Genomic DNA, 26,590 nt, shown 5'->3' with positions numbered 1-26,590 from the left:
AATCTATATGTCACTACAATTAAACAATGTAACTGCAGGATATACAAAAGTTCCTGTCATTACGGACATCACTTTTGATGTAAATCCGGGCGAGATTTGCGGCCTAATCGGGCTCAATGGTGCCGGGAAGAGTACGACGATTAAAGCGATTATTGGGCAACTTACCCCTTTTAGCGGAAGAGTGGAAGTAGAGAAACTTAGCATCCTCGAAAACCAACGTGGCTACCGTCAATCGATTGCGGTCATTCCAGAAAGCCCAGTTCTTTACGAAGAATTGACATTTAGAGAACATATTGAATTTGTGGCTCGTTCATATAATCAAATGAACGAAGAGACAATGGCTCATGCAATGGAACTCGTGGAAGCATTCCGTTTAACGAAGCAATTGGATTGGTTCCCAGCATATTTTTCAAAAGGGATGAAGCAAAAAGTGCTTATCGTCTGCGCATTAATGCTAGACGTGCCCGTCTATGTGGTCGATGAACCATTTTTAGGACTCGACCCACTAGGAATTCGTACCTTACTGCAAGTCTTGAAAGAGAAGAAGGAAAAGGGTGCAGCGATTTTAATGTCGACTCACGTATTAGATACGGCTGAGAAGTATTGCGATCGTTTCATCGTGTTACACGAAGGAAAAGTGATTGCACAAGGCGATATCGAAGGCTTACGCGCAACTTCGAATATTGAAGAAACTTCTCTAGAGGAAATTTACTTTGCATTAACGACAGGGGACGATGCCCATGAATAGTGCAACAATTTTTGAGGCCCGCGTAAGAAAATATCAAAAGAAAAGCATGAAGTATATTCGCTATATGCTGAACGACCATTTCTTGATTGTCTTGTTTTTCTTATTTGGCTTTATCATGGTGCAATACTCGAGTTGGATTCAAACGATTCGTGTATTGGAATGGCCTTTACTAGGGTTACTTGCAGTTCTACTAGCGAGTGTTCCATTCTTTGGCGGAGTAGCAACGTTGCTCGAACCAGCCGATGGAATCTTTTTATCGGTAGTGGGGCAAGACTTTAAGGCATATTTGCAAAAAGCCATTCGTCGTAGTTGGGCGCTTCCGCTTCTTGTGATGCTGTCATCTTCTGGAATTGTCTTTCCAATCGTAGCTCAAGCCTTTGGAACGAATATGAGTATGTTCGCAAAGCTATTCCTCTTACAAGTGCTCTTTAAAGATTTATTATTCCGTTGTACGAAATATTCTTATCGCGGAGTGCTCCATTTTACATGGATGGAAAAACTTGGTATTTACGTGATTGCAGTAGCGAACTTCTTCGGAATGTTTTTATGGATTTCTGAAGTTTGGTCATTTGTTTTATTAGTGATCCCAATTCTTATGAGTGTTTTTATCGAGTACTATTATGGGAAAGCGGCTTTTGTATATCGATTCGATTCTATGATTGAATCGGAATTAGAAAGACAACAACGAATTTATCGTTTATATGCATTGTTTGTGGATGTGCCAATGGTGCATAAACCTCAAGCGCATCGCCGTTCATATTTAGATGGCGTATTGAAGGTACTGGTTGGAAAGAATCCAAGTGGACATCGCTATTTAGTGAGTCGTACGGTCATCCGTACTAGTCAATATATGAGTTTATTATTTCAACTGGCAGTTGTCAGCTTTGTAGTTGCATTGTTTTCTCAAGAGTATTATTGGAACTTTATCGTCAATGCGTTACTTGTAATGCTATTAGGATTCCAACTTGTTGGGGTTATCCAAAGTGCCAACACGCAAAATAGTCATTTTGCCTCTCTTGTAGATAGTAAGACGCGTCTACAGGATAATTTATCAGTCCTCATGATGACGATGGTCGCGTCCGGTATTGTATTGGGCATTTCTTCAGTGATAGGGATGCGTGAAATGATTGGTTTAGTAGGGATTATTTTCTATCCGATTTTTGGAGTATTCTTTACACAATTTTATTTACGTTATCGATTCCTTAAGAAGAGAAGAAAAATTTAAGTTTGTAGGCTAAAAGTAGCGCACAAACTTGACTCAAATGGTATAAAACCATAAAATAAAAGAATAGATTTATTAAAGGAAACAGAATTTGTCGTTAGGGATGGAATAGATGGAATATAACATGGACTCAGGATGGGATCTCCATCCAATTGGTGGGGACACCGGTCAAGCGTACATGGGTGTAAAAGACCATGAACGTGTATTTCTAAAGAGAAATGCTTCACCGTTTTTAGCGGTGCTATCGGGTGAAGGTATCACTCCTAAGTTAATATGGACCAAACGTGCGGGTAATGGTGATGTCATTACAGCTCAAGAATGGTTGTCTGGAAGATCCCTCACTAAGGAAGAAATGGGGTCCGTCGAAGTCATTGAGCTGTTAAAACAAATTCATCAATCCCCAAATCTTTTACAAATGTTGCAACAAATTCAAGGTGAAGAGTATAGCACTCAAAAATTCATCGATGAATATTTAAATAATTTACAGTCAGGATTACAAACCCACCGTTTCTTAAATGAAGTATTGAATTACTTAATTGAAACAATTCCGCTTGTGAGTGAAGTTGGGAAAACGGTATGTCACGGAGACTTAGACCGTCGTAACTTTATGTTATCAGAAGACGAGAAGCTCTACCTTGTCGACTGGGAAATGGTTCGCCTTGCCGATCCGGTTTCTGATTTGACAATGATATTGACGCAATACATTCCTGTTCATCAATGGGGTGAATGGCTTGATATGTATGGCTTACAACTGTCTACAAATATTTATCAACGAATTGAATGGTATGCTCTCATGAATTGCTTGAATTACATTAAGAAAACGCACTTCGAGGGACGTTACCTTGAAATGAATGAGAAAATTCTTTTGGTGAAGTCGATTTATAATAATCGTATTGGAAAGCCAACAGAAGAATAGACAGGAGTTAGACTTTGAGATTAAGAAATAAACCTTGGGCAAAAGATGCACTAGCAGCTCACCCAGAAATGGTCATCCAAGATCCAGCGCAATGGAAAGGAAGATGGCATGAACGTTTTGGCAATAACAATCCAATCCATATCGAGATTGGTTCTGGGAAAGGTCAATTCGTGAGCGGCATGGCTCGTCAAAACCCAAACATTAACTATATTGGAATTGAAATTCAAGAAAGCGTCCTTGTAGTCGCGCTTGAAAAAGCTCTTGCAGCAGATGTTCCAAACTTACAATTATTACATGTGAATGGTGGACAAGTAACAGACTACTTCGAAGATGGTGAAGTAGACCAAATTTACTTGAACTTCTCAGATCCATGGCCAAAGAAACGTCATGCGAAACGTCGCTTGACTCATGAAAGTTTCTTAGTCGGATATGAAAAAGTATTACAACCATTTGGAGAATTACACTTCAAGACAGATAACCGCGGATTGTTTGAATACAGCCTTGCGTCATTCTCACAATTTGGACTTGTGTTAAAACAAGTTTGGTTAGATTTACATCAAGTGGAATTTCCAGGAAATGTGATGACAGAATACGAAGAGAAATTCTCAGCAAAAGGTCATCCAATTTATCGTGTGGAAGTGATTTTCCCACAGGATAGAAAAGCTTTTAAACAACCCGAATAACAAATAAAGGAGCCTGATTCATATGGAATCAAAAAATAGTTTCAAAGGTGCAAGTTTTCTACTAGCAGCAGGTGCTGTTATTGGAGCATGGGTCACTTCAAAATGGTTTGAACGCAGAAATGTCAATGGAGATGTTATTGTTCAAAATGTCCGTAAATTATTTCAAGTAGTAGGTACTATCGAAGGCTCTTGGATTGAGATGGAACCTGTATTCGTGGATAGCCCTGAGTTTTATGGGGAAGTTTATTATGGCGGGGTTACTCGTAAAGAAGATAATGAACTAGTCCAATACGAATTTTATGCAGATGCAAAAACAGGAGCCGTTATTGATTTATACAAAATTGGATAATCAAAGAAAGCTGGAGGACCTCCAGCTTTTGGCGCGTTTATAAGATGTTTTATAGAAGTAGGAAAGAAGAGGATACAATGGAAGCTCATACAGAACAATTAATCAAAACGTTAACAGAAATGAAAGGAACTAGTGGACACGAAGGCCGTATTCGTGAATTCATGAGAAACGAATTAACACCTTTAGTAGACCGCATTGAACAAGATGGTCTTGGCGGTATTTTTGGAGTTCGTGATAGCAAAGAAGATGCACCACGCATTATGATTGCGGCACACATGGACGAAGTTGGTTTCATGGTAACTAACATCACTCCAAACGGAATGTTCAAAGTAAGTCCTTTAGGTGGATGGAACCCATATGTGGTTTCAGCACAACGTTTTACTTTATTAACTCGTAATGGAGATTATCCAATTATTTCATCTTCAATCCCACCGCATTTATTACGTGCGGCTGGTGGTCAACAATCAGCAGTGAAAGTAACAGATATTTTATTCGATGCTGGATTCACTTCACGCGAAGAAGCGCTTGAATATGGTTGCCGTCCTGGTGATACAATCGTTCCGGATGTAGAAACCATTTGGACGGCCAATAAGAAACGCATGATTTCTAAATGTTGGGATAACCGTTACGGATGTACAGTCGTTCTTGAAGCGTTAAAAGCTGTTAAAGATGAAACTTTACCAAATACATTAATCGCTGGAGCAAACGTGCAAGAAGAAGTTGGATTACGTGGTACGGGTCCAAGTGTGACGAAGTTCAATCCTGATTTATTCTTTGCGGTAGACTGCTCAGCAGCAGATGATATTAATGGTTCAAAAGAAACATTTGGGCATTTAGACCAAGGGTTCTTATTACGTATTTTAGACCCAGGTATGGTGACTCTTCCTCGTATGAAAGAATTCTTAGAAGATACTGCGTTAACTCATAACATTCCATTCCAATACTTTGTTTCTCAAGGTGGAACAGATGCTGGTAAAGCACACTTAATGAATCAAGGGGTTCCTAGTGCAGTGATTGGGGTTTGTGCTCGTTATATTCATACACACCAAACAATGTTCTCAATTAAAGACTACGAAGCAGCACGTGAAATGGTCATCCAAACAATTCGTGCGTTAGACCGTAGCACAGTGAACACTATTTTAGACGGAAGAACAAATTAAGAGTAAAGAGGTACAATATATGTGGTTAAGTTTTTATAACAAAAAGGGTATCGGTGATACGTTATTATTAACAAGTGGAACTGCAAACCGCTACGACGTCGACTTTGAGAAAAAAGGAAATGTGACTCAAGTCTTTGTTCGTGAGTCGAAAGAAGTTCTAGGCTATAATATTGAAAAGATTTCTGAAGTGATTTCATTTGAAGAAGATGGACAACAAGTCTTAACTCCCAAGCAACAAGAAGTTGTCAAAGGATTGATTGAAAAAGCTGGATTTGATGTTTCAACTTTAGATTTAACACCGGAAGATGCGCTTGTAGTTGGATACGTTGAAAGTTGCGTAGATCATGAAGATTCTGACCACTTACATGTGACAATGACACGAGTAAGCGACTCTGAAGTGTTACAAATCGTCTGCGGAGCACCAAATGTGAAAGCAGGACAAAAAGTGGTTGTTGCTAAACCTGGTACAGTAATGCCAAGTGGCGCTATCATTTGGGCTGGAGAATTACGCGGAGTGGCTAGTCATGGAATGCTTTGCTCAGCACGTGAATTAGGATTAGAAAACGCACCAGCGAAAAAAGGAATCTTAGTATTAGATGATGCGACTCCTGTTGGAACGCCATTTAAATCATTAAACTTACAATAAAGGAGGATACGGAGTCATGAATGAACCATTTAACGAGAAAAACGATTCATTCGCATCGCTTCAAGCGAGACGTGAAAAGTCTACTTTTCCAAATTACTTGAAGCAAGGTCAAACTTTTGAAGATCAGGTCGTTGAAGAAATGACGCGAGTTGATGCGACAAGAAAAGATGAGACTCCACAAGAATCCTTACCTTTTGATGAGCGACCTGATGCAGCACTCTTACAACCGATTGAAAAAGAGGAGCATCAATTACCAGCGCAATTCCGTTCATTTAAGGAAAAAGCGACGGAAGGTCATCAAAAATATAAACCGCGTGTGGATTGGACTTCTTATTTGAATACGAATCAACGCAAACCTTTTAAACCGAGTACGGTACCTTCAAGTACTAGAGGTTTAGAACAAGAAGAGACACCAAAAGTTTCTTATCGTGAATTAGAAAATGAGTTATTGCCAAATAGTACGGACTTGATTTTATTCGAAAAAGAAGAAGCTTTATTGGTATCCGTTGAGGAACAAGAAGATACAATCGAGAAACGCTTGAAGGAGTACAATGGCACCTCTTATGAGAAACCAGTACAAAGCCAAGTTTTCACAACAAAGGGCTATGTACCAGCCTTTAAACGCAAACAAGAATCAGATGTTGAAGTCGTGCAAGAGTCCTTGTTAGAAGGGTTGCCGGAGACAAAAGTTGAAAGACGAAAAGCACCGGAGAAACCACTAACAGGAAAACAAAGACGCGCAATGAAAAAATCGTTATCGATGATTATGGAACAGGAGCAACATGAACGTCAGTTGCCATATGTTCATCCGAAAAAACAGTAGTAGAAAAGCGAGGAGAAAAAATGGATAAAAGTAAGATTTATCACTTTACGGGAATAAAAGGATCAGGAATGAGCGCATTAGCCTTAGTATTACATGGGGAAGGTTATAAAGTGCAAGGGTCAGACTTAGAACAATATTTCTTCACTCAAAAAGGATTGGAAGAAGCTGGAATTACATTGTTACCATTCAGCGCTGACAATATTAAAGAAGGACAAATTGTTATTGCAGGGAACGCATTTCCAGATAGCCATGAAGAATTAGTTTCTGCACGTGAAAAAGGTGTAGAAGTGATTCGTTATCACAAATTCTTAGGTGAATTATTAAAAGGATATAAGAGTGTTGCCATTACTGGTTCGCACGGAAAAACAAGTACAACAGGATTGCTATCTCACGTATTAAGTGGAATGGAACCAACAAGTTATCTTATCGGTGATGGAACTGGTAAAGGGATTGAAAATTCAGAGTATTTTGTTTTAGAAGCTTGTGAATATAAACGTCACTTTATGGCATACCGTCCAGACTATGCAATCATGACAAACATCGACTTTGACCATCCAGACTACTATACAGATATCGACGACGTTCAAAGTGCTTTTGAAGCATTTGGTAAACAAGTGAAAAAAGGAATCATCGCTTGTGGGGATGACGAAAGATTACGTACATTAGATTCCATCGTACCTGTTACTTATTATGGTGTGGGTGAAAATAATGATGTCATTGCTAAAAACATCCGTAAAGAAAAAGGTGGAAGCTACTTCGATGCGTACATTAAAGGTGAATTATATGGTCATTTCTATATTCCAACATATGGAGACCACAACATCCTTAATGCATTAGCGATTATCGCATTCTACTACTTAAACGATTTAGATCGTAATGAATTAGCGGAACAATTCAGCACTTTCGGTGGAGTAAAACGTCGCTTCTCTGAAAAAGTGATTAACGGCGTGACAATCATCGATGACTACGCTCACCATCCATCTGAAATTCGTGCAACATTAGATGCAGCACGTCAAAAATATCCAGAAAAAGAAGTGGTAGCAGTCTTCCAACCACATACATTTACTCGTACAATCGCGCTTTTAGAAGAGTTTGCGGCAGTGTTATCACTTGCGGACCACGTATACTTATGTGATATCTTCGCATCTGTTCGTGAAGAAGCAGGGGATGTATCTATCGAAGACTTAGCAAAACTGGTTAAAGGTGGCGCGAAAGTATTACCTCTTGATAATGTATCTCCATTATTAAACTATAAAGACGCAGTAATCGTGTTTATGGGTGCAGGGGACGTTCAAAAATATGAGTTTGCTTATGAAAAACTCTTATCAAATACTTCTCCAACACAAAACTAAATGAACATAAAAGCTTGGCAGAAAGTCAAGCTTTTTCTGTTTTTATAAACGCTCAGTAGAATAGTACACTTTCTATTTAATTTAATAGATTTGATTTGGAGGAGAAATGATAAAATATAAAATTGAAGCAAATTTTTGGAGGGCTTAAGATGAATTTGAGTAAATTATCAACGATATATAATATTAGAAGGATGGGAGAAAATGATGTATCGCTTATTTTGGATTTAGAAAATGGCAATCCATTGTATTTTAACTATTGTCCGCCAAAACCTAGTAAACAAACTGTATTAAATGATTTACAAGCTCTGCCAGAAGGTAAAAACATGGAAGATAAATTTTACATAGGCTTTTTTAAGGAAAATAGATTAGTTGCTATTATGGATTTCATTGTATCTTTTCCGATAAAAGAAACTATCTATATCGGCCTTTTTATGATGGATTGTAAAGAGTCTGGACAAGGAAAGGGAAGCCTTATTATTAATGAGGTTTTAACAGCCTTTAGAGAAGAAGGATTTACGAAAGTAAGGCTTGCTTATATGAAAGGAAATCCTCAAAGTAAAAGATTTTGGGAAAAATGCGGTTTTATGGAAACTGGAATTGAAAGAACGAACGAACATGGAAAAGCTGTCGTTTTAGAAAAAACATTATAAACAGTTTGAGATGAAATATATTCTTACAAAAAAACAGTAGATCATATGATTTACTGTTTTTTGTTTATCACGGTAGATATTTTAAACTAAAGGGTTCATAACAGGCTTTACCTTTAAACTCTATTTACGGTTATCTTCAAAAAGCTCTTTTTAGTGTTCACAAGTTTGTTTATTTGTTACACTGATAATGACAAATTAGGAGGCATATTATGGCAAAACCAAAATTATTATTAGTAGACGGAAGTAGCTTAGCATTCCGCGCATTTTTCTCAATTTTAGATTTAAATCGTTTTAAAAATTCCAACGGCTTACATACAAATGCACTCTATTCATTTCACCGTATGTTTAAGTCCATTTTAGATTCTGAAAAACCGACTCATGTGCTCGTTGCATGGGACGCAGGGAAGACAACTTTCCGTACTGAAATGTATGCAGATTATAAAGGAGGTCGTTCGAAAACTCCTGGTGAATTTATCGAACAGATGCCTTATTTTAATGTGCTTTTAGATGCATGGGGAATTCCTCATTACCGTCTGAACCAATACGAAGCCGATGATATTATCGGTACTCTTGCCAAACAAGGGGAAGCAGCAGGATATGAAGTCGTAGTTCTTTCAGGAGATAAAGACTTAATTCAGCTTGCGGATAATAATATCACAGTCAAAATTACGACAAAAGGTGTGACAGAATTAGTTGAGTACACTCCTGAAGTGATTTTTGAAAAATACGGCTTAACGCCTGAGCAAATTATCGACATGAAGGGGTTAATGGGAGATTCTTCCGATAACTATCCTGGTGTTACAAAAGTCGGTGAAAAAACAGCCGTGAAACTTCTTCAAGAATTTGGTAGCGTCGAAGGAATCTATGAACATGTCGATGAAATGAAGAAGAGTAAGTTGAAAGAAAACTTAATTAACGACAAAGAGTTAGCTTTCTTAAGTAAGAAATTAGCGCGCATCAATGTGGAGTCGCCTCTTGAAATCACCCTAGACGATACCCTTCGTAAGGAACAAGATGTAGATGCGTTGATGGCATTCTATAAAGAAATGAACTTCAATTCGTTCCAATCTGACCTATTAAATTCTGGTGCTGCGACAGTAGAAGAAGCACCAAAAGCTCAGCGCCCAAACGTCAAACGTGTGTCAGAGATTACAGAAGATATTCTAAAAGGGGCAACGAGTGTTCATTTTGAGACGCTTGAAGCGAATTATCATGTGGCAGATGTGATTGCCGTTGCCTTCGGAAATGAAAAAGAAGTCTTCGTGACCGATTTAAATACGGCCGTTGCTTCAGAAGCTTTCAAGAAATGGCTGGCGGATGCATCAATCGAAAAACATTTATTTGATACAAAAGCAGCAAAAGTACTCGCACATCGTTTCGGGTTTGTGTTAGCAGGTGCCAAATATGATGTGTCACTTCTTGCGTATTTAGTGGACACAAATGATATCGTGAAAGAAATTAGTGACGTGGCTCGCCGTGTCGATGTGACGATTCTTGCTAGTGACGAAGCCGTTTACGGAAAAGGCGTTAAAATCCAAATTCCTGAAGATGAAGAAGTATGGAATCAGCATTTAGCAGCCAAAGTATATACGATTGCGGTGGCGCCAGAAAAACTATTGAAACGCCTCGAAGAAAATGAACAAACACATCTTTATTGGGAAATGGAATTGCCAGTGAGCGACATTTTAGCGCGTATGGAAATTCAAGGGATTCGCGTCGATAAAGAACGTTTAGTTGAGATGGGTGTGGAATTCGAAGCACGTCTAAAAGAAATCGAACAAGAAATTTACGAGCTAGCTGGAGAAGAGTTTAATATTAATTCGACTAAACAACTAGGGGTCATCTTATTCGAAAAGATGGGCTTACCAGTTATCAAGAAGACGAAGACTGGTTATTCAACAGCAGTAGATGTTTTGGAGAAATTGGCGCACCAAGCTCCAATCGTAGAATTGATTTTAGAATATCGTCAATTAGCTAAATTAAATTCAACGTATGTAGAAGGATTGCAAGCGTATATTCAAGCAGACGGCAAGATTCATACGCGTTTTGTCCAAAACTTAACGCAAACAGGTCGTCTAAGCTCGGTGGATCCAAACTTACAAAATATTCCAATCCGTACAAAAGAGGGACGTCGCATTCGTTACGCGTTCTTACCAGAACATGACGATTGGAAGATTCTCTCAAGCGACTATTCGCAAATTGAATTGCGTGTATTAGCGCATATTGCTGGCGATAAACATATGATTGAAGCGTTCAAAAATAATGTCGACATTCATACAAACACAGCAATGCGTGTCTTTGGAATTACAAACCCAGACGATGTAACGAGTGAAATGCGTCGCCAAGCTAAAGCTGTAAACTTTGGGATTGTGTATGGCATTAGTGATTACGGATTATCTCAAAACTTGAATATTTCTCGTAAAAGAGCTAAAGAATTTATCGACCGTTATTTGGAAGAGTTCCAAGGGGTAAAAGACTTTATGGAATCTGTGGTAAAAGAAGCGCGTGAGAAAGATTATGTGGAAACTTTATTCCACCGCCGTCGCTACTTGCCAGATATTCATTCAAGTAACTTTAATTTACGCTCATTTGCCGAACGTACAGCGATGAACTCACCAATCCAAGGAAGTGCCGCTGATATTTTGAAGATGGCGATGATTGAATTGGACCGTGAAATGAGAGAACGTAAATTCAAAGCAAACCTATTATTGCAAGTGCACGATGAACTGATTTTCGAAGTGCCACAAGACGAATTAGAAAGCCTTCAAAGCTTAGTAGAAGAAGTCATGGAAAATGCCGTGAGTCTGAAAGTTCCACTACGCGCAGATAGTAATGTTGGTGACAACTGGTTTGAAGCAAAATAACTAAAAATAAAAATGGGCATCTCTTCTTAACGAAAGTAAGTTAGGGATGTCCATTATGTTTTATCTTTTGAGTTTATAGCGTTTTTGTAGTATACTTTTTGAGTTAAGAGAAGAAGTTTAGGTGATGGAAGGGCTCTTTTAGCGTTCAGATTCCATCACTTTCATTTTGTCAATCAATGGAGGAAATACATGAAATTAAGAAATGATATTCGCAATATTGCTATTATCGCCCACGTTGACCACGGTAAAACAACACTTGTGGATGAATTATTAAAACAATCAGATACATTAGATGCACGTACAGAATTATCAGAACGTGCCATGGACTCAAACGATATCGAACGTGAACGCGGAATTACAATTTTAGCGAAAAATACAGCCGTTCAATATAAAGGAACTCGTATCAATATCATGGATACACCAGGACACGCGGACTTCGGTGGAGAAGTAGAACGTATCATGAAAATGGTAGACGGTGTAGTTCTTGTAGTGGATGCGTATGAAGGGACAATGCCTCAAACTCGTTTCGTATTGAAAAAAGCATTAGAACAACATTTAACACCAATCATTGTTGTAAACAAAATCGACCGTGATGCTGCTCGTCCAGAAGAAGTAGTCGATGAAGTGTTAGAATTATTCATCGAATTAGGTGCCGATGATGATCAATTAGAATTCCCAGTAGTTTATGCTTCAGCATTAAACGGAACTTCAAGTTTATCAGATAACCCAGCGGACCAAGAAAAAACAATGGATTACTTATTCGATACAATTATCGAACATATCCCAGCACCAGTAGATAACTCAGATGAACCATTACAATTCCAAGTATCATTATTAGACTATAATGACTACGTTGGACGTATCGGTATCGGACGTGTCTTCCGTGGAACAATCAAAGTTGGGGACCAAGTAACCTTATTAAAATTAGACGGTACAAAGAAAAACTTCCGTGTTACTAAATTATTTGGTTTCTTCGGATTAAATCGTTTAGAAATTAACGAAGCAAAAGCAGGGGACTTAATCGCTGTATCTGGTATGGAAGATATCTTCGTTGGAGAAACAGTAACTCCAGTAGATACACATGAAAGCTTACCAGTATTACACATTGACGAACCAACATTACAAATGACATTCTTGACGAACAACTCACCATTTGCAGGACGTGAAGGTAAATTTGTAACAGCACGTAAGATTGAAGAACGTCTAATGCGTGAATTACACACAGACGTATCTCTTAAAGTTGAACCAACTGATTCACCAGATGCATGGATCGTATCAGGACGTGGGGAATTACACTTATCAATTCTTATCGAAAACATGCGTCGTGAAGGATACGAATTACAAGTATCTCGTCCAGAAGTAATCATCAAAGAAATCGATGGCGTGAAATGTGAACCATTTGAACGTGTACAAATCGATACTCCTGAAGAATACATGGGTTCAATTATCGAATCATTAAGTAACCGTAAAGGTGAAATGCAAGATATGCAACACAATGATAACGGACAAGTTCGTATTGTCTTCTTAGTTCCAGCTCGTGGATTATTAGGATATACAACTGAATTCTTATCAATGACACGTGGTTACGGAATCATGAACCACACATTCGATCAATACTTACCATACATTCCAACAAGCATCGGCGGACGTCGTAATGGGGCACTTGTTTCAACAGATACAGGTAAAGCAACAACATACGGAATTATGGGTGTTGAAGAACGTGGTGTAATTTTCACTGAACCAGGTACTGAAATTTATGAAGGAATGATTGTTGGAGAACACTCTCGTGAAAATGACTTAGCGGTTAATATTACGAAAGCAAAACAACAAACAAATATTCGTTCAGCTACGAAAGACCAAACTTCAGTGATTAAGACTCCTAAGAAATTATCTCTTGAAGAGTCATTAGAATTCTTATCAGACGATGAATACTGCGAAATTACTCCAGAAACAATTCGTTTAAGAAAACAAATTCTAAATAAAGGCGAACGTGAAAAAGCAAATAAACGTAAAAAACAAGCCGAAGCAGAAAATTAATCTGAATAGCAAAAGGTGGATGCATTGCATCCACTTTTTTTGTTGTTTTTATTGATTTAATTTAACTCGAACAACTTGCTCATGAAAGTTCCGGTTTTAAAAGTTAAGTGATACCGTATACGGTATCACTTGTATTAGGTGTATTGTGTTTTTATGTACAGTTGTAGTATCCTATAGTGGTAAGGTTTATAGAGAGAAGAGATGACAGATGACAAAACAAAGAAAAATCATGTACGGAGTTTTTGGGGTACTTTTCGCATTTATTTTATTGGCCCTGGGATTGATTCAAATGTTTACGTATCGAGCGACTCCTGAGGCACAAAAAACTTGGAATATTGCTGCGTTTGAACAGAAAAACAACTGGACTCATTTTGAGGTGACTGGCGAAAAGAAAGGAACGCTTTTATTTTATACGGGTGCATTAGTTGAACCGCAAGCTTATGCAAAATTAGCTGATGGACTCGCTAAAGAAGGAATCGAAGTGTACATTATTTCCTCTCAGTTAAATTTACCGGTATTGGATAATGGAACGATGGCCACTATCGTAAAAGAAGAGCACTTGGATAAAGTGTTTGTCGGAGGGCATTCTCTAGGTGGAGTTGTTTCGACGGTTGAAGCGAAAAAATTGAACGAGACGGGTCAAGTAGCAGGGTTAATTTTACTAGCAAGTTATCCAGATCAGAGTACGGATATCAGTGAAACACAAATTCCTGTTTTATCCATTACGGCTTCGAACGATAAAATTTTGAAACAAGAGAAATATGAAGATGCCAAATCTCGGTTACCAGAGTCTACACTCTATAAAGTCATTGAAGGTGGGAATCATAGTGGATTTGGACTTTATGGTCAGCAAAATGGAGATGGTGAGGCGACAATGAGTGCCGAAGAGCAACAAAAACAACTCATTCAATTGATTAAACAATTCATCGTAACACATTAAGCTAGGCTTCGGTCTAGCTTTTTTATACGCTAGAGTTGAGTTTTCACACCTCGGCAGGTATCATGAAAGTAACGAATTTTGGAGGTAGAGTGTATGCAACAAAAAGTAACAAAGAACTGGGTCACTATCGGAACTGGCGTTATTGCGAATGAATTAGCCGTAGCAATGGAATCTTTAAATGGAAAACTCTATGGTGTGGCCAATCGCACCTATGCGAATGCCGTGAAATTTGCCCAAAAATATGGTATTGAAAAAGTATACGATGCAATTGATGATGTATTTATAGATCCTGCAGTGGATATTATTTATATTTCAACACCACACAACACTCATATTCACTATCTTAGAAAAGCATTAGCCGCTGGAAAACACGTATTATGTGAAAAGGCGATTACGCTAAACAGTGAAGAGTTGGAAGAAGCGTTGCAACTTGCTAAAGAAAATAATGTAATTTTGGCTGAAGCGATGACACTTTACCATATGCCAGTCTATAAACAATTAAGAAAAGCTGCTGAAAACTTAGGTGAGCTTCGCATGATTCAAATGAACTTTGGTAGCTATAAAGATTATGATATGACGAATCGTTTCTTCAATCGCAATCTAGCAGGAGGGGCATTGCTTGATATCGGTGTATATGCCTTGTCTTGCATTCGTTATTTCATGAGTGAGGCGCCAAGTTCGATGGTTTCTCAAGTGAAATTAGCGCCAACGGGTGTGGATGAACAAGCTGGAATCGTTTTGACGAATGATGCTGGAGAAATGGCAACTGTCACGATGACGCTACATGCTAAACAACCAAAACGCGGAGTCATTGCTTACGACAAAGGGTATATTGAGATTGTAGATTATCCTCGAGCACATAAAGCAACGATTACTTATACAGAAGATGGACACGTTGAAACTTTTGAAGATGAATTGGGATTAGATGCCTTAGCTTATGAAGTGCTAGATATGGAGTCAACGATTAATTCAGGAGTAGACAAAATGCATCTTGAATATACGGTCGATGTGATGAAAATTATGACAGAATTACGTCGTGAATGGGGAATCAAGTATCCAGAGGAAGAGGAAGCATGAAGCAACAAGAACAATTAAAACGAATGGAACAGTATGCCAAAAGAGTGCTTAGTGCAGATACAACAGGGCACGATTGGTCGCATATTGAACGCGTCGTCAATACGACAAAGACGATTGCGAAGGCGGAAGGAGCAGACTTATTTATTTGTGAAGCTGCAGCGCTACTCCATGATGTTATCGATGATAAAATTGTCAACGATCCCGCAACCGCGTTGAAGGAATTGAAAGGATTTCTAATTTCTATTGAAGTGACTCCTGAACAAGTTGAAGCTATTGAGTCGATTATTACGAGAATGTCGTTTAAGAATCATAAGGAACAACAAGAACTTTCTCTTGAAGGAAAAGTAGTGCAAGATGCGGATCGATTAGATGCCATTGGTGCTATCGGGATTGCTAGAGTGATGTGTTACTCTGGAAGTACTGGAAGACCAATCCACAAACCAGAAATGAAGCCACGTGAAAACTTAACGCCTGAAGAATATAGAAACGGTGAATCGACAGCTATTATGCATTTCTATGAAAAATTACTGAAGTTAAAAGATTTGATGAATACCAAATATGGTAATGAATTGGCAAAAGGGCGACATGAATTTTTAGAACTGTACTTAGAGCAATTTTATGCCGAATGGGATGGGAAACGATAGACAATAAGCGACAAAATTTTTTGTCGCTTATTTGTTTTGTAAGAGAAACAGGTGTAAAATAGTAACTACATTTTAAAGTGAGAGGATTGGTTTCGTGGAAGTTGAGCAACAACTTACGAATAAAGAACTTCGAAAAAATATATTTGTGATTGTATGGCCGGTATTTGTGGAAGTACTTCTTGGTGCACTCTTTGGAATGGTCGATATGATGATGGTGGGTAAGATTCCAGGGGATACTGCCGCAGCTGTTTCTGCAGTTGGGATGACAAACCAACCAATGTTCCTTGGACTAAGTTTGATTCAGGCATTAAATGTCGGCGGGACTGCGATTATTGCTAGGTATTTTGGATCAAAGAAATACAATCGCATGGGAAGTATCCTGAAGCATGTAATGATTCTTGCGATGGTTTTCTGTGTGACGCCAACAGCAATATTGATGCTGATTTTCGCCCCGGAAATCTTATCTTTACTTGGGGGCGATGCGACAGTTATTAATGTCGGTGTGGACTACTTTAGAATTGTCACCATTGGATTTATCTTCCAATCACTATCGTTTACTGTAACAGCAGCGCTTCGAGGGATTGGTGAAACCAAAACTCCGATGAAGAATAATATTATAGCCAATAGCTGTAATGTTTTAGGAAATGCCATTTTAATCTACGGTATGTTTGGCTTTCCGGCATTAGGCGTTACAGGAGCGGCGATTGCTACAGCTGCATCGAATTTAATCGCGATGGTGTTAAATGTACGTTATATTTTGTCAGGAAAAAGTATTCTAAAACTCGATTTTAAGGAAAAATTTGAATTTAGGGCGGAAGTGATGCGCGATTTAGTACGTATCGGAATACCAACAGCATTAGAACAAATGGCACTACGTTTTGGCGTTATCATGTTCTTGAAAATCGTTTCAGGACTAGGAAATAATGTTTATGCGGCTCACCAAATTGCTTTGAATGTACTTTCGCTATCGTATTCTCCAGCTCAAGCTTTCGGGATTACTGCTTCGTCACTGATGGGGCAATCGCTTGGGGCAAAAGATGAGAAATTAGCAGAGCGCTATACCAAAATGTGCCAGCGCATCGGGTTAATGTTAGCGATTATGATGTCTGCTTCAATCTATTTTGGTGCAACATTTTTAGCAGGGATGTATACGGATAACGTGGAAATTATTCAAAATACCGTTATTGCTTTATCCATCGTTGCGTTCGTTCAACCGTTCCAAAGTCATCAATTGATTACTTCTGGAGCACTGCGTGGGGCAGGAGATACAGTATGGCCACTCATTGCAATTTTTATTGGATCATGCGTCATTCGATTGAGTGTAGGATATGTGTTTGTAAACTTCTTTGGATGGGGACTTGCTGGTGCATGGTATGCAGTCTTTATCGACCAATTTATCAGGGATATGATTATTCTCCTTCGATTTAGAAGTGGACGATGGAAAAATATTCGAATTGCATAAAGGAAAGGCTGGAATTTTCCAGCCTTTTTGTTTTGAGTATAAATCGTGTGGAGTAGTTTACTGAAATTATGGAAAATCAAAAGAAAACAGACGAATAATGATTTTTTATTGAATTTACAATACTTTTGGTTGTTGAGAGAATAGTGTTTGTGATACTATAGTAAAAAGATGTAAAGAGATTGGAGTTTTCAAACGATTATGGCAAGAAAAGGTTTATTAATCGTTTTATCTGGACCTTCAGGTGTCGGCAAGGGAACAGTTCGTGCAGCAATTTTTGCAAAAGACAATCAAGAATTCGTGTACTCTGTATCTGCAACGACTCGTAAGCCAAGACCAGGTGAAGTGGATGGAAAAGATTATTTCTTCAAATCAAGAGAAGAATTTGAAGAGATGATTGCAAATAAAAAATTATTAGAATACGCGGAGTATGTAGGAAACTACTACGGAACGCCTTTAGATTATGTACAAGAAACATTAAATAAAGGAAAAGATGTATTCTTAGAAATTGAAGTTCAAGGAGCGCTTCAAGTACGTGAAGCAATGCCAGATGGGGTGTTTATTTTCTTAACACCACCTGATTTGCATGAACTAGAATCTCGCATCGTAAACCGTGGAACAGATTCAGACGAAGTGATTAAAAACCGTATGAAGGTTGCAAGAGAAGAACTTGGTTTGATGAAGTATTATGATTACTCTGTTGTCAATGACAAAGTAGAAAATGCGGTTCAACAAATCGAAGCAATTATTCAAACAGAACATTTACGCATCCAAAGAAACTTGGAGAGCATTGAAGAGTTCGAAGATGAATTAGAAGAAATTTTAGAAGAAGAGTAGAAAGAGGGAAGACCATTATGATGTTATATCCATCAATCGATAAATTATTGAAAAAAATCGATTCAAAATATTCATTAGTTATTTTATCAAGCAAACGTGCGCATGAATTGCACCACCATGAACCACCAATGTTAGAACACTACGAATCACATAAAAATGTAGGTCGTGCGTTGGAAGAAGTAGTTGCTGGTGACTTAACAATCCGTGAAGATAGCAAACCAGAACACGTATAATCAAATTTATAGTCAAGGGGAAACTCCCTTGGCTTTTTTCTTTTCGTAGTTTTGAAGTGTAGAGCAAGCGACAACAAATTAAAGTGCATTATGGTATAATGAGTAGTAAAACTATTTTGGAGGTGAGAAGATGTTTGCAAAAGTCATTGTTGATGTTCCCGTCATTCAAGTGAATCGACCATTTGATTATCATGTCCCAGAAAATTTACAAGAGAGTATTGAAGTAGGGATGCGTGTTGCAGTTCCGTTTGGCGGGCGAAGTATTTCTGGATTCGTACTAGCACTTAGTGACGAAGTAGATTTTGACGGAGAAGTAAAAGATATTTTGCATTTAATGGATTTAGATCCAGTCTTGTCACCAGAGATGATAGAGCTTGGAGCGTATTTATCGAAGAAGATTCATGCCTTCCTTATTCAATGTTATCAAACGATGCTTCCAGCGATGTTGAAATCTAATTATGAAAAACGATTTGTGTTAGTGAATCCGAAAGAACATGAAGATGTATTTCGAGAAATTTTCCATTACGAAACTACATTGCTTTATACCGATGACCTGCCACAAGATCATTTAAAACAATTGATGAAGTTGAAAAAAGAAGGTGCAGTGGTCATCGAGACACTTGTCAAAGACCGTGCCAAGGTAAAAACAGAAGACTGGATTCGATTGAATTATGTGATGCAAGAGTATGAAGAGTTTATCCCTACAATCTCTGCGCGTGCGAAGAAAAAAGTAGCACTCTTAAAAACACTCGCTTCGATGGAAGTGATGGAAATCGAAAAGAGACGTTTCTTAGAGGATACGGATTTCACAACAGCCGATTTAAAATTCGCAGTAGAACGTAATTGGATTACGATTGTTCAAAAAGAAGTGAACCGCGACCCTTATAAAGGAAGAGTCTTTAAAAAGAGTGCTCCATTCCAGTTAAATCCTGAACAACAAGTCGCGTTTGACCGAGTGAAAGAAGAATCTATCGATACCGACACGTCAAAAGTATACTTGTTAGAAGGTGTAACAGGTTCTGGGAAAACAGAAGTGTATTTACAATGGATTGGGGAAGTGATTGAAAAAGGAAAGAGCGCGATGATGCTCGTCCCAGAAATCGCATTGACTCCTCAAATGGTCGACCGATTCAAGTCTCGCTTTGGAGACCGTGTAGCGGTGCTTCATAGTGGGTTGAGTGTCGGAGAAAAATACGATGAATGGCGTAAGATTAAGAATAAGGAAGCAGACATTGTGGTCGGTGCTCGTTCTTCAGTCTTTGCTCCATTAGAAAACATCGGAATTATTATTTTAGATGAAGAACACGAAGCAACATATAAACAAGATGAGTCTCCAAGATATCACGCTCGCGATGTAGCGATTTGGCGTGGGGAATATCATCACTGTCCAGTGGTGTTAGGAAGTGCGACTCCAAGTCTTGAGTCCCGTGCGCGTGCACAAAAGGGAGTGTATACACTTCTACGATTAACGAAACGTGCAAGGGCGCAACTATTACCAGAAGTTCATTTGATTGATATGAGAACGGAATTCGTTCATCAAAAAGGATCGTTTTCGAAGACGTTACTAGATGCGGTCGAAAAACGATTAGAACGAGGAGAACAAAGTGTCTTACTCTTAAACCGACGCGGATATTCTTCATTTGTACTTTGTCGTGATTGTGGAACAGTTTTGGAATGTCCTAATTGCGATATTTCATTAACGCTTCATATGGATACAAGAAGTATGAAATGTCACTATTGTGGTCATGAAGAACATATTCCTAATTTTTGTCCGAAATGTCATAGCCGACAAATCCGTTATTTTGGAACAGGAACGCAGAAGGTGCAAGAAGAATTGCAAGAAGTGTTCCCAGATGCTCGCATTGTACGAATGGATGTGGATACGACAAGACGTAAAGGGCAACATGAGGCGATTCTGAAACAGTTTGAGAATCAAGAAGCCGATATTTTAATTGGAACGCAAATGATTGCGAAGGGACTTGATTATCCTAACGTAACTCTCGTTGGAGTAATTAATGCAGATACGGCATTGAATATTCCTGACTTTAGAAGCTCGGAAAAAACATTCCAACTACTGACCCAAGTTTCAGGACGTGCGGGGCGTGGGGATAAACCAGGTGAGGTATTTATCCAAACTTATAACCCAACTCACTATGCGATTCAATTAGCGCAAGGTCATCAGTATGAACGATTCTTTGAAACAGAGATGCGGATGCGTCATATGGCAAACTATCCACCGTACTTCTTTACCACGATGATTACTTTCTCTAGTGAAGAAGAAGGGGTGGCTTTGAAGAAAGCCGTTGAAGTGCATAAGGCGTTGAAGGCGAACGTGTCGCCGAATGCAGTTGTGTTAGGCCCAACTGCTAAATCGATTGCGCGAATGAATAATCGTTATTATTTCCAAATTATTGTGAAATACAAAAACGAACCGCAACTGCAAGAGTTTCTTGAGCAATTGATGATGGAAACGCAAGAAGTGGGTTCGAAGAAATTACTCATGACGATTGATATGGAACCACAACATTTCTTATAGAGGTGAAAAATGAAGAAAGTTATTTTTATGGGAACGCCTGAGTTTTCAACAGGTGTTTTGAAACGATTAATTGAAGATAAAACAGTTGAAGTCATTGCCGTTGTTACACAACCAGACCGTGCAGTTGGACGTAAGAAAATCATTACACCAACTCCTGTTAAAGTAGTGGCATTGGAGCATGATATTCCTGTTTACCAACCAGAAAAATTAAGTGGGTCTCAGGAATTGGAAGAGTTGATGCAACTAGATGCAGATTTAATTGTAACGGCTGCATATGGTCAATTCTTACCAACGAAGTTTTTAAACTTCCCTCGTTTTGGTGCGGTGAACGTTCACGCGTCACTCTTACCAAAATATCGTGGTGGAGCTCCAATCCATTATGCAATTATGAACGGGGACAAAGAAACTGGCGTAACAATTATGCGAATGGTTGCAAAAATGGATGCGGGTGCGATTATTTCACAACGCGCCATTCCAATTACTGGTGAAGACGATGTGGCTAGTATGTTTGAAAAACTAAGTGTCGTTGGAGCGGATTTATTAATCGAAACATTACCAGCGTTATTTGCTGGAACGATTACTGAAGTAGAACAAGATGAAGCGCTTGTATCGTTCTCTCCAAATATTTCAAGAGAGCAAGAGCAAATTGACTGGAATAAAACAGCGACTGAAGTAGATTGTTTCGTACGTGGCTTACGTCCATGGCCAACTTCATTTACGATTTTAAATGGAAACCGTGTGAAGATGTGGGGAGTAGCTTTAACGGATAAACAAACTACTAAAGCACCAGGTAGCTTATTTGTAGAAGGCGGACGTCTATATGTGGCTTGTGGTGGCGGAACGGTTCTTGAGATTACACGTCTTCAACCAGCAGGAAAAGCTCAAATGGATGCGAAGGCATTTATGAATGGATTTTCAGAATGGGTGAAGGATGATGCGATTTTTGAGGGGTTAAACCATGAGTAATGTACGTGACATTTGCGTAGAATTATTAACGAATGTAGAAAAGAATCAAGCGTACTCGACAGTTGCATTTCAAAACGTGTTACAAAAGCACAAACTGGATGCAAGAGACAGAGGTTTGTTAACGGAATTATTCTATGGAACGATTCAGCGTAAACTGACATTAGACTTCTATTTAAAACCATTTATCGAGAAACAAAAGAAAATGGAATTATGGGTGCTAAGTCTCCTACGAATGACTGTATACCAAATGGCGTATTTAGACCGAGTACCTGATCACGCAGCTATTTTTGAAGCCGTTCAAATTGCGAAGAAACGTGGTCATCAAGGGATTGCGAAATTCGTCAACGGTGTTCTTCGAAATGTTCAACGTGCTGGATTCGATGGAGTTTCTTCTATTAAAGATGAACGTGAACGTTTGAGTGTTGAATATAGTATGCCACGCTGGATTGTGGATTTATTATTTGAACAATACGGAGAAGAGGCTAGAGAAATTTTCCCAAGTTTAAATATTGCGCCTCACCTAAGTGCGCGTATTCAAAATCCAGAGATGTCGGTTGATGAAGTGCAAACTCTTTTAAGAGAAGAAGGGGTTATGGTTCAGCCAAGCAAGTTGTCTCCTCGAGCAGTGATTGTCGAAGAAGGAGATTTACTAGGGTCGAAAGCATTCAAAAATGGAATGGTTACCGTTCAAGATGAGTCTTCTTCATTAGTGGCTCAAGTAGGGGACTTACAACCTGGAGATAAAGTGCTCGATACGTGTGCTGCTCCTGGAGGGAAAACCACTCATTTTGCAAGTTACTTAGTGCCTGAAGAGGGCGGACTTGTAGAGGCGTTGGATTTACATGAGAATAAATTACGTAAGATTCATCAAAACGCAAAACGTTTAGGAGTAGAAGACAGAATTCATACTCACGCACTCGATGCTAGAAAAGTTGGCGAACTATTTAAAGAAGAAAGCTTTGACGCGGTATTTGTAGATGCACCATGCTCTGGATTGGGCTTGATGCGTCGTAAACCAGATATAAAATACACAAAAAATAGTGAAGATTTAACAAAATTAACAAAAATACAGTTGGAAATTTTGTCTGCAATTGCTACAATGGTAAAGAAAGGTGGAAAACTCATCTATTCAACTTGTACAATTAACAAGGGTGAAAATGAAGAAGTAGTCCATAACTTTTTACGAGAACATCCGGAGTTTGAATTACAACGAATCGAAGAGTTTGGTTGTACAAAGGAAAATCCGATGCTTACGATTTTACCGCATGAATATCATACAGATGGATTTTTCATCGCGAGAATGGTAAGAAAATAAATTCGCAACAGGAGGAAAAATATGGAGATAGCCATCAAAAGTGACGTCGGACAAAGACGTACTTTAAATGAAGATGCTGCCGGATATTTTTTGAATACTCAAAACGTGCCGATGATTGTTGTGTGTGACGGTATCGGCGGGCATAATGCTGGGGATGTAGCAAGTGCTATGGCATTATCGCATTTGGGAAAACGTTGGGAAGAAGAAAGTATTACGGATACAGAAGCCGCTTATCAATGGCTCGTTAAAAATATTCAGGCCGAAAATGATCGTATTTTCCAAAAAGCGAATCAATATCGTGAGCTAGATGGAATGGGAACAACAATTGTGGTTGCCGTAGTGATCGGTTCTGAATTGTTAATTGCAAACGTCGGTGATAGCCGTGCTTATTTGTATCGCAATTTTCAAATGAAACAATTGACAGAAGATCATACACTCGTACAAGAGTTGTTAAAATCTGGAGAGATTTCTGAAGAGGAAGCCAAAAGCCACCCTCAACGAAATATTGTAACGCAGTCTTTAGGGATTACACTGAATGTCCAGATTGATTTTGTAAGAGTGAGTCTAAAAAATGGAGACACGATTTTCCTTTGTTCAGATGGATTGTCGAATATGGTTGAAGATCAATATATTAAAGAAATTCTAGGGAATTATTCAGATGTAACAACGCAAGCGAATAAAGCGGTCGATGCTGCAAATGAGGCGGGCGGTCGCGATAACATTACAGTTGCGATTGCAAAATATACTGCCAGGGAGGAGGTAGAAGAATGATTGTACCAGGAAAAACAGTTGGTGGTCGCTATAAAATCAAGTCTCATATCGGGACTGGTGGAATGGCCACAGTGTATTTAGCACAAGATTTAATTCTAGAAAGACCCGTGGCAGTAAAAGTGTTACGCTTAGACTTCCATACAAATGAAGCTGCGATGAGACGTTTCCAACGAGAAGCGAAATCAGCAACACAATTAGTCCATCCAAACATTGTAAGTGTATATGATGTTGGAGAAGAAGACGGAACAAATTACATTGTAATGGAATACGTCGAAGGAACGGATTTGAAAGAGTACATTCGTGAGAGAGGACCTCTTCCACCACGTGAAGCCGTTCGTATTATGACACAAATCGTTTCAGCGATTGAGCTCGCTCACCAAAATCGAATCATTCACCGCGATATCAAACCTCAAAACATCTTAATTGATAGAGAAGGTAATGTGAAGATTACAGACTTTGGGATTGCAATTGCACTTTCTGAAACGTCATTAACACAAACGAATACATTGCTTGGTTCTGTTCATTATTTATCTCCTGAACAGGCAAGAGGTGGAATGGCAACAATCCGCAGTGATATTTATGCACTCGGTATCGTATTGTATGAGTTATTAGTCGGTGAAGTTCCTTTTGAAGGAGAATCAGCAGTTTCAATCGCGTTGAAACATTTCCAAGAGCCACTTCCTCGGATATCACAGATGTTACCAACAGTACCACAAAGTTTAGAAAATGTGGTGTTGAAGGTGACTGCGAAAGAACCTCTTGATCGTTACAGCAGTTGCTACGAAATGTTGGAAGATTTACAAACATGCTTAAATCCAGAACGCTTACACGAGCCAATGTTTAAACCGACTGCTTTCAGTCAGGAAACAAAGGTGTTGCAACCAATTACGACAGGACCAATCCCTCGTAAGGTTCCAGCAACAAGTAAGGAAGTTCCTGAAATTCAATTTGACGAAGAGAAGAAAGTTGTTCAAGAGGAACCTAAAAAGAAGAAGAAAAAGAAATGGCCATGGATCTTATTGCTACTATTTATCATCATTAGTGCTGGAACTATCTATGCATTTATTCAAACTTCTCCAAAAGACGTTAAAGTTCCAGATGTAACGAACCTTACTGAAGCAGATGCAAAAGTAAAATTAGCGGATGCGAACCTCGAAGTGTCAGATGTGCAAAAAGTGAAGTCGGACACTGTCGAAGAAGGGAAAGTTGTAGAGACGAACCCTAAGGCAGGAAGTTCTGTAAAAGAAAAATCTAAAGTGGTATTAAAAGTAAGTGCTGGTAAAGACACCGTTGAAGTCGGAGATTATACCGGCAAGACTTTCAATGAAGCCAAAGCAGCCTTGCAAAAACTAGGAATTGCAGTAGAGAAGAAAGAAAGTTATTCAGATACTGTAGAGTCTGGTAAGGTAATAGAACAAAGTGTTGCTAAAGGTGAAAAAGTAGTCGCCAAAGATACAAAAATGGTTTTAACCGTATCTAAAGGAAAAGAACCAGTAACGTTAATTAACTTAAAAGGTTATTCGCGTTCAGGCGTTGAAGACTACGCGAAAGAACATGGCTTGAAGTTACAAATTTCAGAAGAAAATAGTAATGAAACAGCAGATACTGTTATTAAACAATCACCAGCAGAAGGCACAGCTCTTAAAAAAGGTGATACATTAACAGTTGTCATCTCGAAAGGAAAAGGAGAACGAGTAGTATCTCGCCAATTCACGATTCCTTATGAAGCGAAGAAGACAAATAACAATAATAATGCGAACTCTGGGTCAAATACCCAAGAAGCAAAACAAAATACAGTTGAAATCTTTATTCAAGATGCAAACAACAATATTAATACTGCGTATCGTACCTTCAAGATTTCTGAGAACACAAGTGTGACAATCGACTTTACATTTAATAATCAAGTTCAAAGTGGTAAATACATCATTAAAAGAGATGGTGTAGCAATCGATACAGGGGTCGTACAGTAGAGTATATATGAGAGTCTAGGTTCAAGTAACCTAGGCTCTTTTTTGAATTTTTATAGAATAATAAAATATCTAAAATTTTCTTAGTCATTTCAGTTGAAATTGGTAATCAGTTATGATAAATTAATATCACTGTTGAGCGAACGTTCGCTTATAAAACAGTTTCAAAAAACTTAAAAAAAGTTACATGAAATCTGTTGACAGTAAAAATGTCCTGTGATAGGATATAGAAGTTGTTGCAAAACAACGATTGACCTTTGAAAACTGAACAAAGAAGACAAACCAAATGTGTAGGGACTTCATCTTTTGATGAAGAAACAACAATTTCTTATCTCTTAAAGAGATACAATAAGTCAGTAATTAAAATGAGCTTTTCAAAGCTTATGAAAATTCAA

General features: G+C 38.5%; 23 protein-coding genes. All 23 read left to right on the top strand.

All coding sequences use genetic code 11. From position 1 onward, the window contains the following. Window positions 1-7: 7 nt before the first annotated feature. The 23 genes from O3798_RS05795 to pknB all read left to right on the top strand — a co-directional run bounded on the left by O3798_RS05795 (window position 8) and on the right by pknB (window position 26,198). The gene (locus O3798_RS05795) at window positions 8-748 is read left to right on the top strand and encodes an ABC transporter ATP-binding protein (RefSeq protein ID WP_371463896.1); all 741 of its coding nucleotides are present in this window, start codon (window positions 8-10) and stop codon (window positions 746-748) included. After that, window positions 741-1,973 (top strand): ABC transporter permease, encoded by a 1,233-nt coding sequence (locus O3798_RS05790; protein WP_371463895.1) that lies wholly within the window; start codon window positions 741-743, stop codon window positions 1,971-1,973. Before O3798_RS05795 ends, O3798_RS05790 begins: the two co-directional genes overlap by 8 nt. A gap of 109 nt (window positions 1,974-2,082) precedes the next feature. Next, a complete protein-coding gene (locus O3798_RS05785) occupies window positions 2,083-2,886 on the top strand; it encodes a phosphotransferase (protein ID WP_371463894.1) in 804 nt (267 codons plus the stop codon). Between the two features lie 14 nt (window positions 2,887-2,900). After that, on the top strand, window positions 2,901-3,569 hold the full coding sequence (trmB, locus tag O3798_RS05780; protein ID WP_371463893.1) for a tRNA (guanosine(46)-N7)-methyltransferase TrmB: 669 nt from the start codon (window positions 2,901-2,903) through the stop codon (window positions 3,567-3,569). A gap of 22 nt (window positions 3,570-3,591) precedes the next feature. Then, entirely contained in the window at window positions 3,592-3,918 is a 327-nt protein-coding gene (locus O3798_RS05775) for a PepSY domain-containing protein (RefSeq protein WP_048710056.1), read from the top strand. 77 nt (window positions 3,919-3,995) lie between these two features. Continuing rightward, window positions 3,996-5,078 (top strand): glutamyl aminopeptidase, encoded by a 1,083-nt coding sequence (pepA, locus tag O3798_RS05770; RefSeq protein ID WP_371463892.1) that lies wholly within the window; start codon window positions 3,996-3,998, stop codon window positions 5,076-5,078. Between the two features lie 19 nt (window positions 5,079-5,097). Further along, window positions 5,098-5,724 carry a YtpR family tRNA-binding protein gene (gene ytpR, locus O3798_RS05765; RefSeq protein ID WP_371463891.1) on the top strand — a complete coding sequence of 209 codons (627 nt, stop codon included), beginning with the start codon at window positions 5,098-5,100 and terminating at the stop codon, window positions 5,722-5,724. Between the two features lie 16 nt (window positions 5,725-5,740). Then, window positions 5,741-6,547 (top strand): hypothetical protein, encoded by an 807-nt coding sequence (locus O3798_RS05760; protein ID WP_371463890.1) that lies wholly within the window; start codon window positions 5,741-5,743, stop codon window positions 6,545-6,547. Window positions 6,548-6,567: 20 nt separating this feature from the next. Continuing rightward, window positions 6,568-7,899, top strand: a complete 1,332-nt coding sequence (gene murC, locus O3798_RS05755) for a UDP-N-acetylmuramate--L-alanine ligase (protein ID WP_371463889.1) — start codon at window positions 6,568-6,570, stop codon at window positions 7,897-7,899. Window positions 7,900-8,048: 149 nt separating this feature from the next. After that, complete coding sequence (locus O3798_RS05750) at window positions 8,049-8,549, top strand: GNAT family N-acetyltransferase (RefSeq protein ID WP_371463888.1); 501 nt, start codon at window positions 8,049-8,051, stop codon at window positions 8,547-8,549. Window positions 8,550-8,758: 209 nt separating this feature from the next. After that, complete coding sequence (polA, locus tag O3798_RS05745) at window positions 8,759-11,413, top strand: DNA polymerase I (RefSeq protein ID WP_371463887.1); 2,655 nt, start codon at window positions 8,759-8,761, stop codon at window positions 11,411-11,413. A gap of 189 nt (window positions 11,414-11,602) precedes the next feature. Further along, window positions 11,603-13,450, top strand: coding sequence for a translational GTPase TypA (gene typA, locus O3798_RS05740; protein ID WP_371463886.1), 1,848 nt, complete (start codon window positions 11,603-11,605; stop codon window positions 13,448-13,450). Window positions 13,451-13,658: 208 nt separating this feature from the next. Beyond that, window positions 13,659-14,390, top strand: coding sequence for an alpha/beta hydrolase (locus O3798_RS05735; protein WP_048784168.1), 732 nt, complete (start codon window positions 13,659-13,661; stop codon window positions 14,388-14,390). A 93-nt stretch (window positions 14,391-14,483) separates the two neighbouring features. Continuing rightward, window positions 14,484-15,467 (top strand): Gfo/Idh/MocA family protein, encoded by a 984-nt coding sequence (locus O3798_RS05730; RefSeq protein WP_048784166.1) that lies wholly within the window; start codon window positions 14,484-14,486, stop codon window positions 15,465-15,467. Beyond that, window positions 15,464-16,111, top strand: a complete 648-nt coding sequence (locus tag O3798_RS05725; RefSeq protein ID WP_048712320.1) for an HD domain-containing protein — start codon at window positions 15,464-15,466, stop codon at window positions 16,109-16,111. Before O3798_RS05730 ends, O3798_RS05725 begins: the two co-directional genes overlap by 4 nt. A gap of 94 nt (window positions 16,112-16,205) precedes the next feature. Next, complete coding sequence (locus O3798_RS05720) at window positions 16,206-17,573, top strand: MATE family efflux transporter (protein ID WP_371463885.1); 1,368 nt, start codon at window positions 16,206-16,208, stop codon at window positions 17,571-17,573. Between the two features lie 198 nt (window positions 17,574-17,771). Continuing rightward, complete coding sequence (gmk, locus tag O3798_RS05715) at window positions 17,772-18,407, top strand: guanylate kinase (protein WP_048712315.1); 636 nt, start codon at window positions 17,772-17,774, stop codon at window positions 18,405-18,407. Between the two features lie 17 nt (window positions 18,408-18,424). Next, window positions 18,425-18,640: a DNA-directed RNA polymerase subunit omega gene (gene rpoZ, locus O3798_RS05710; protein ID WP_048712313.1), complete on the top strand. Its 216-nt coding sequence runs from the start codon at window positions 18,425-18,427 to the stop codon at window positions 18,638-18,640. Between the two features lie 130 nt (window positions 18,641-18,770). After that, complete coding sequence (gene priA / locus O3798_RS05705; RefSeq protein WP_371463884.1) at window positions 18,771-21,176, top strand: primosomal protein N'; 2,406 nt, start codon at window positions 18,771-18,773, stop codon at window positions 21,174-21,176. 9 nt (window positions 21,177-21,185) lie between these two features. Continuing rightward, on the top strand, window positions 21,186-22,142 hold the full coding sequence (gene fmt / locus O3798_RS05700) for a methionyl-tRNA formyltransferase (RefSeq protein ID WP_371463883.1): 957 nt from the start codon (window positions 21,186-21,188) through the stop codon (window positions 22,140-22,142). After that, a complete protein-coding gene (gene rsmB / locus O3798_RS05695) occupies window positions 22,135-23,457 on the top strand; it encodes a 16S rRNA (cytosine(967)-C(5))-methyltransferase RsmB (protein WP_371463882.1) in 1,323 nt (440 codons plus the stop codon). The genes fmt and rsmB overlap by 8 nt, the downstream gene beginning before the upstream one ends. Before the next feature lie 21 nt (window positions 23,458-23,478). Next, window positions 23,479-24,228: a Stp1/IreP family PP2C-type Ser/Thr phosphatase gene (locus O3798_RS05690; protein WP_048711075.1), complete on the top strand. Its 750-nt coding sequence runs from the start codon at window positions 23,479-23,481 to the stop codon at window positions 24,226-24,228. Then, window positions 24,225-26,198 (top strand): Stk1 family PASTA domain-containing Ser/Thr kinase, encoded by a 1,974-nt coding sequence (pknB, locus tag O3798_RS05685; RefSeq protein WP_371463881.1) that lies wholly within the window; start codon window positions 24,225-24,227, stop codon window positions 26,196-26,198. Before O3798_RS05690 ends, pknB begins: the two co-directional genes overlap by 4 nt. Window positions 26,199-26,590 lie beyond the last annotated feature (392 nt).

Origin of the sequence: Granulicatella sp. 20925_1_45 (assembly GCF_041433555.1) — a bacterium.
GTDB lineage: Bacteria > Bacillota > Bacilli > Lactobacillales > Aerococcaceae > Granulicatella.
This window is presented reverse-complemented; position numbering and strand designations above follow the sequence as displayed.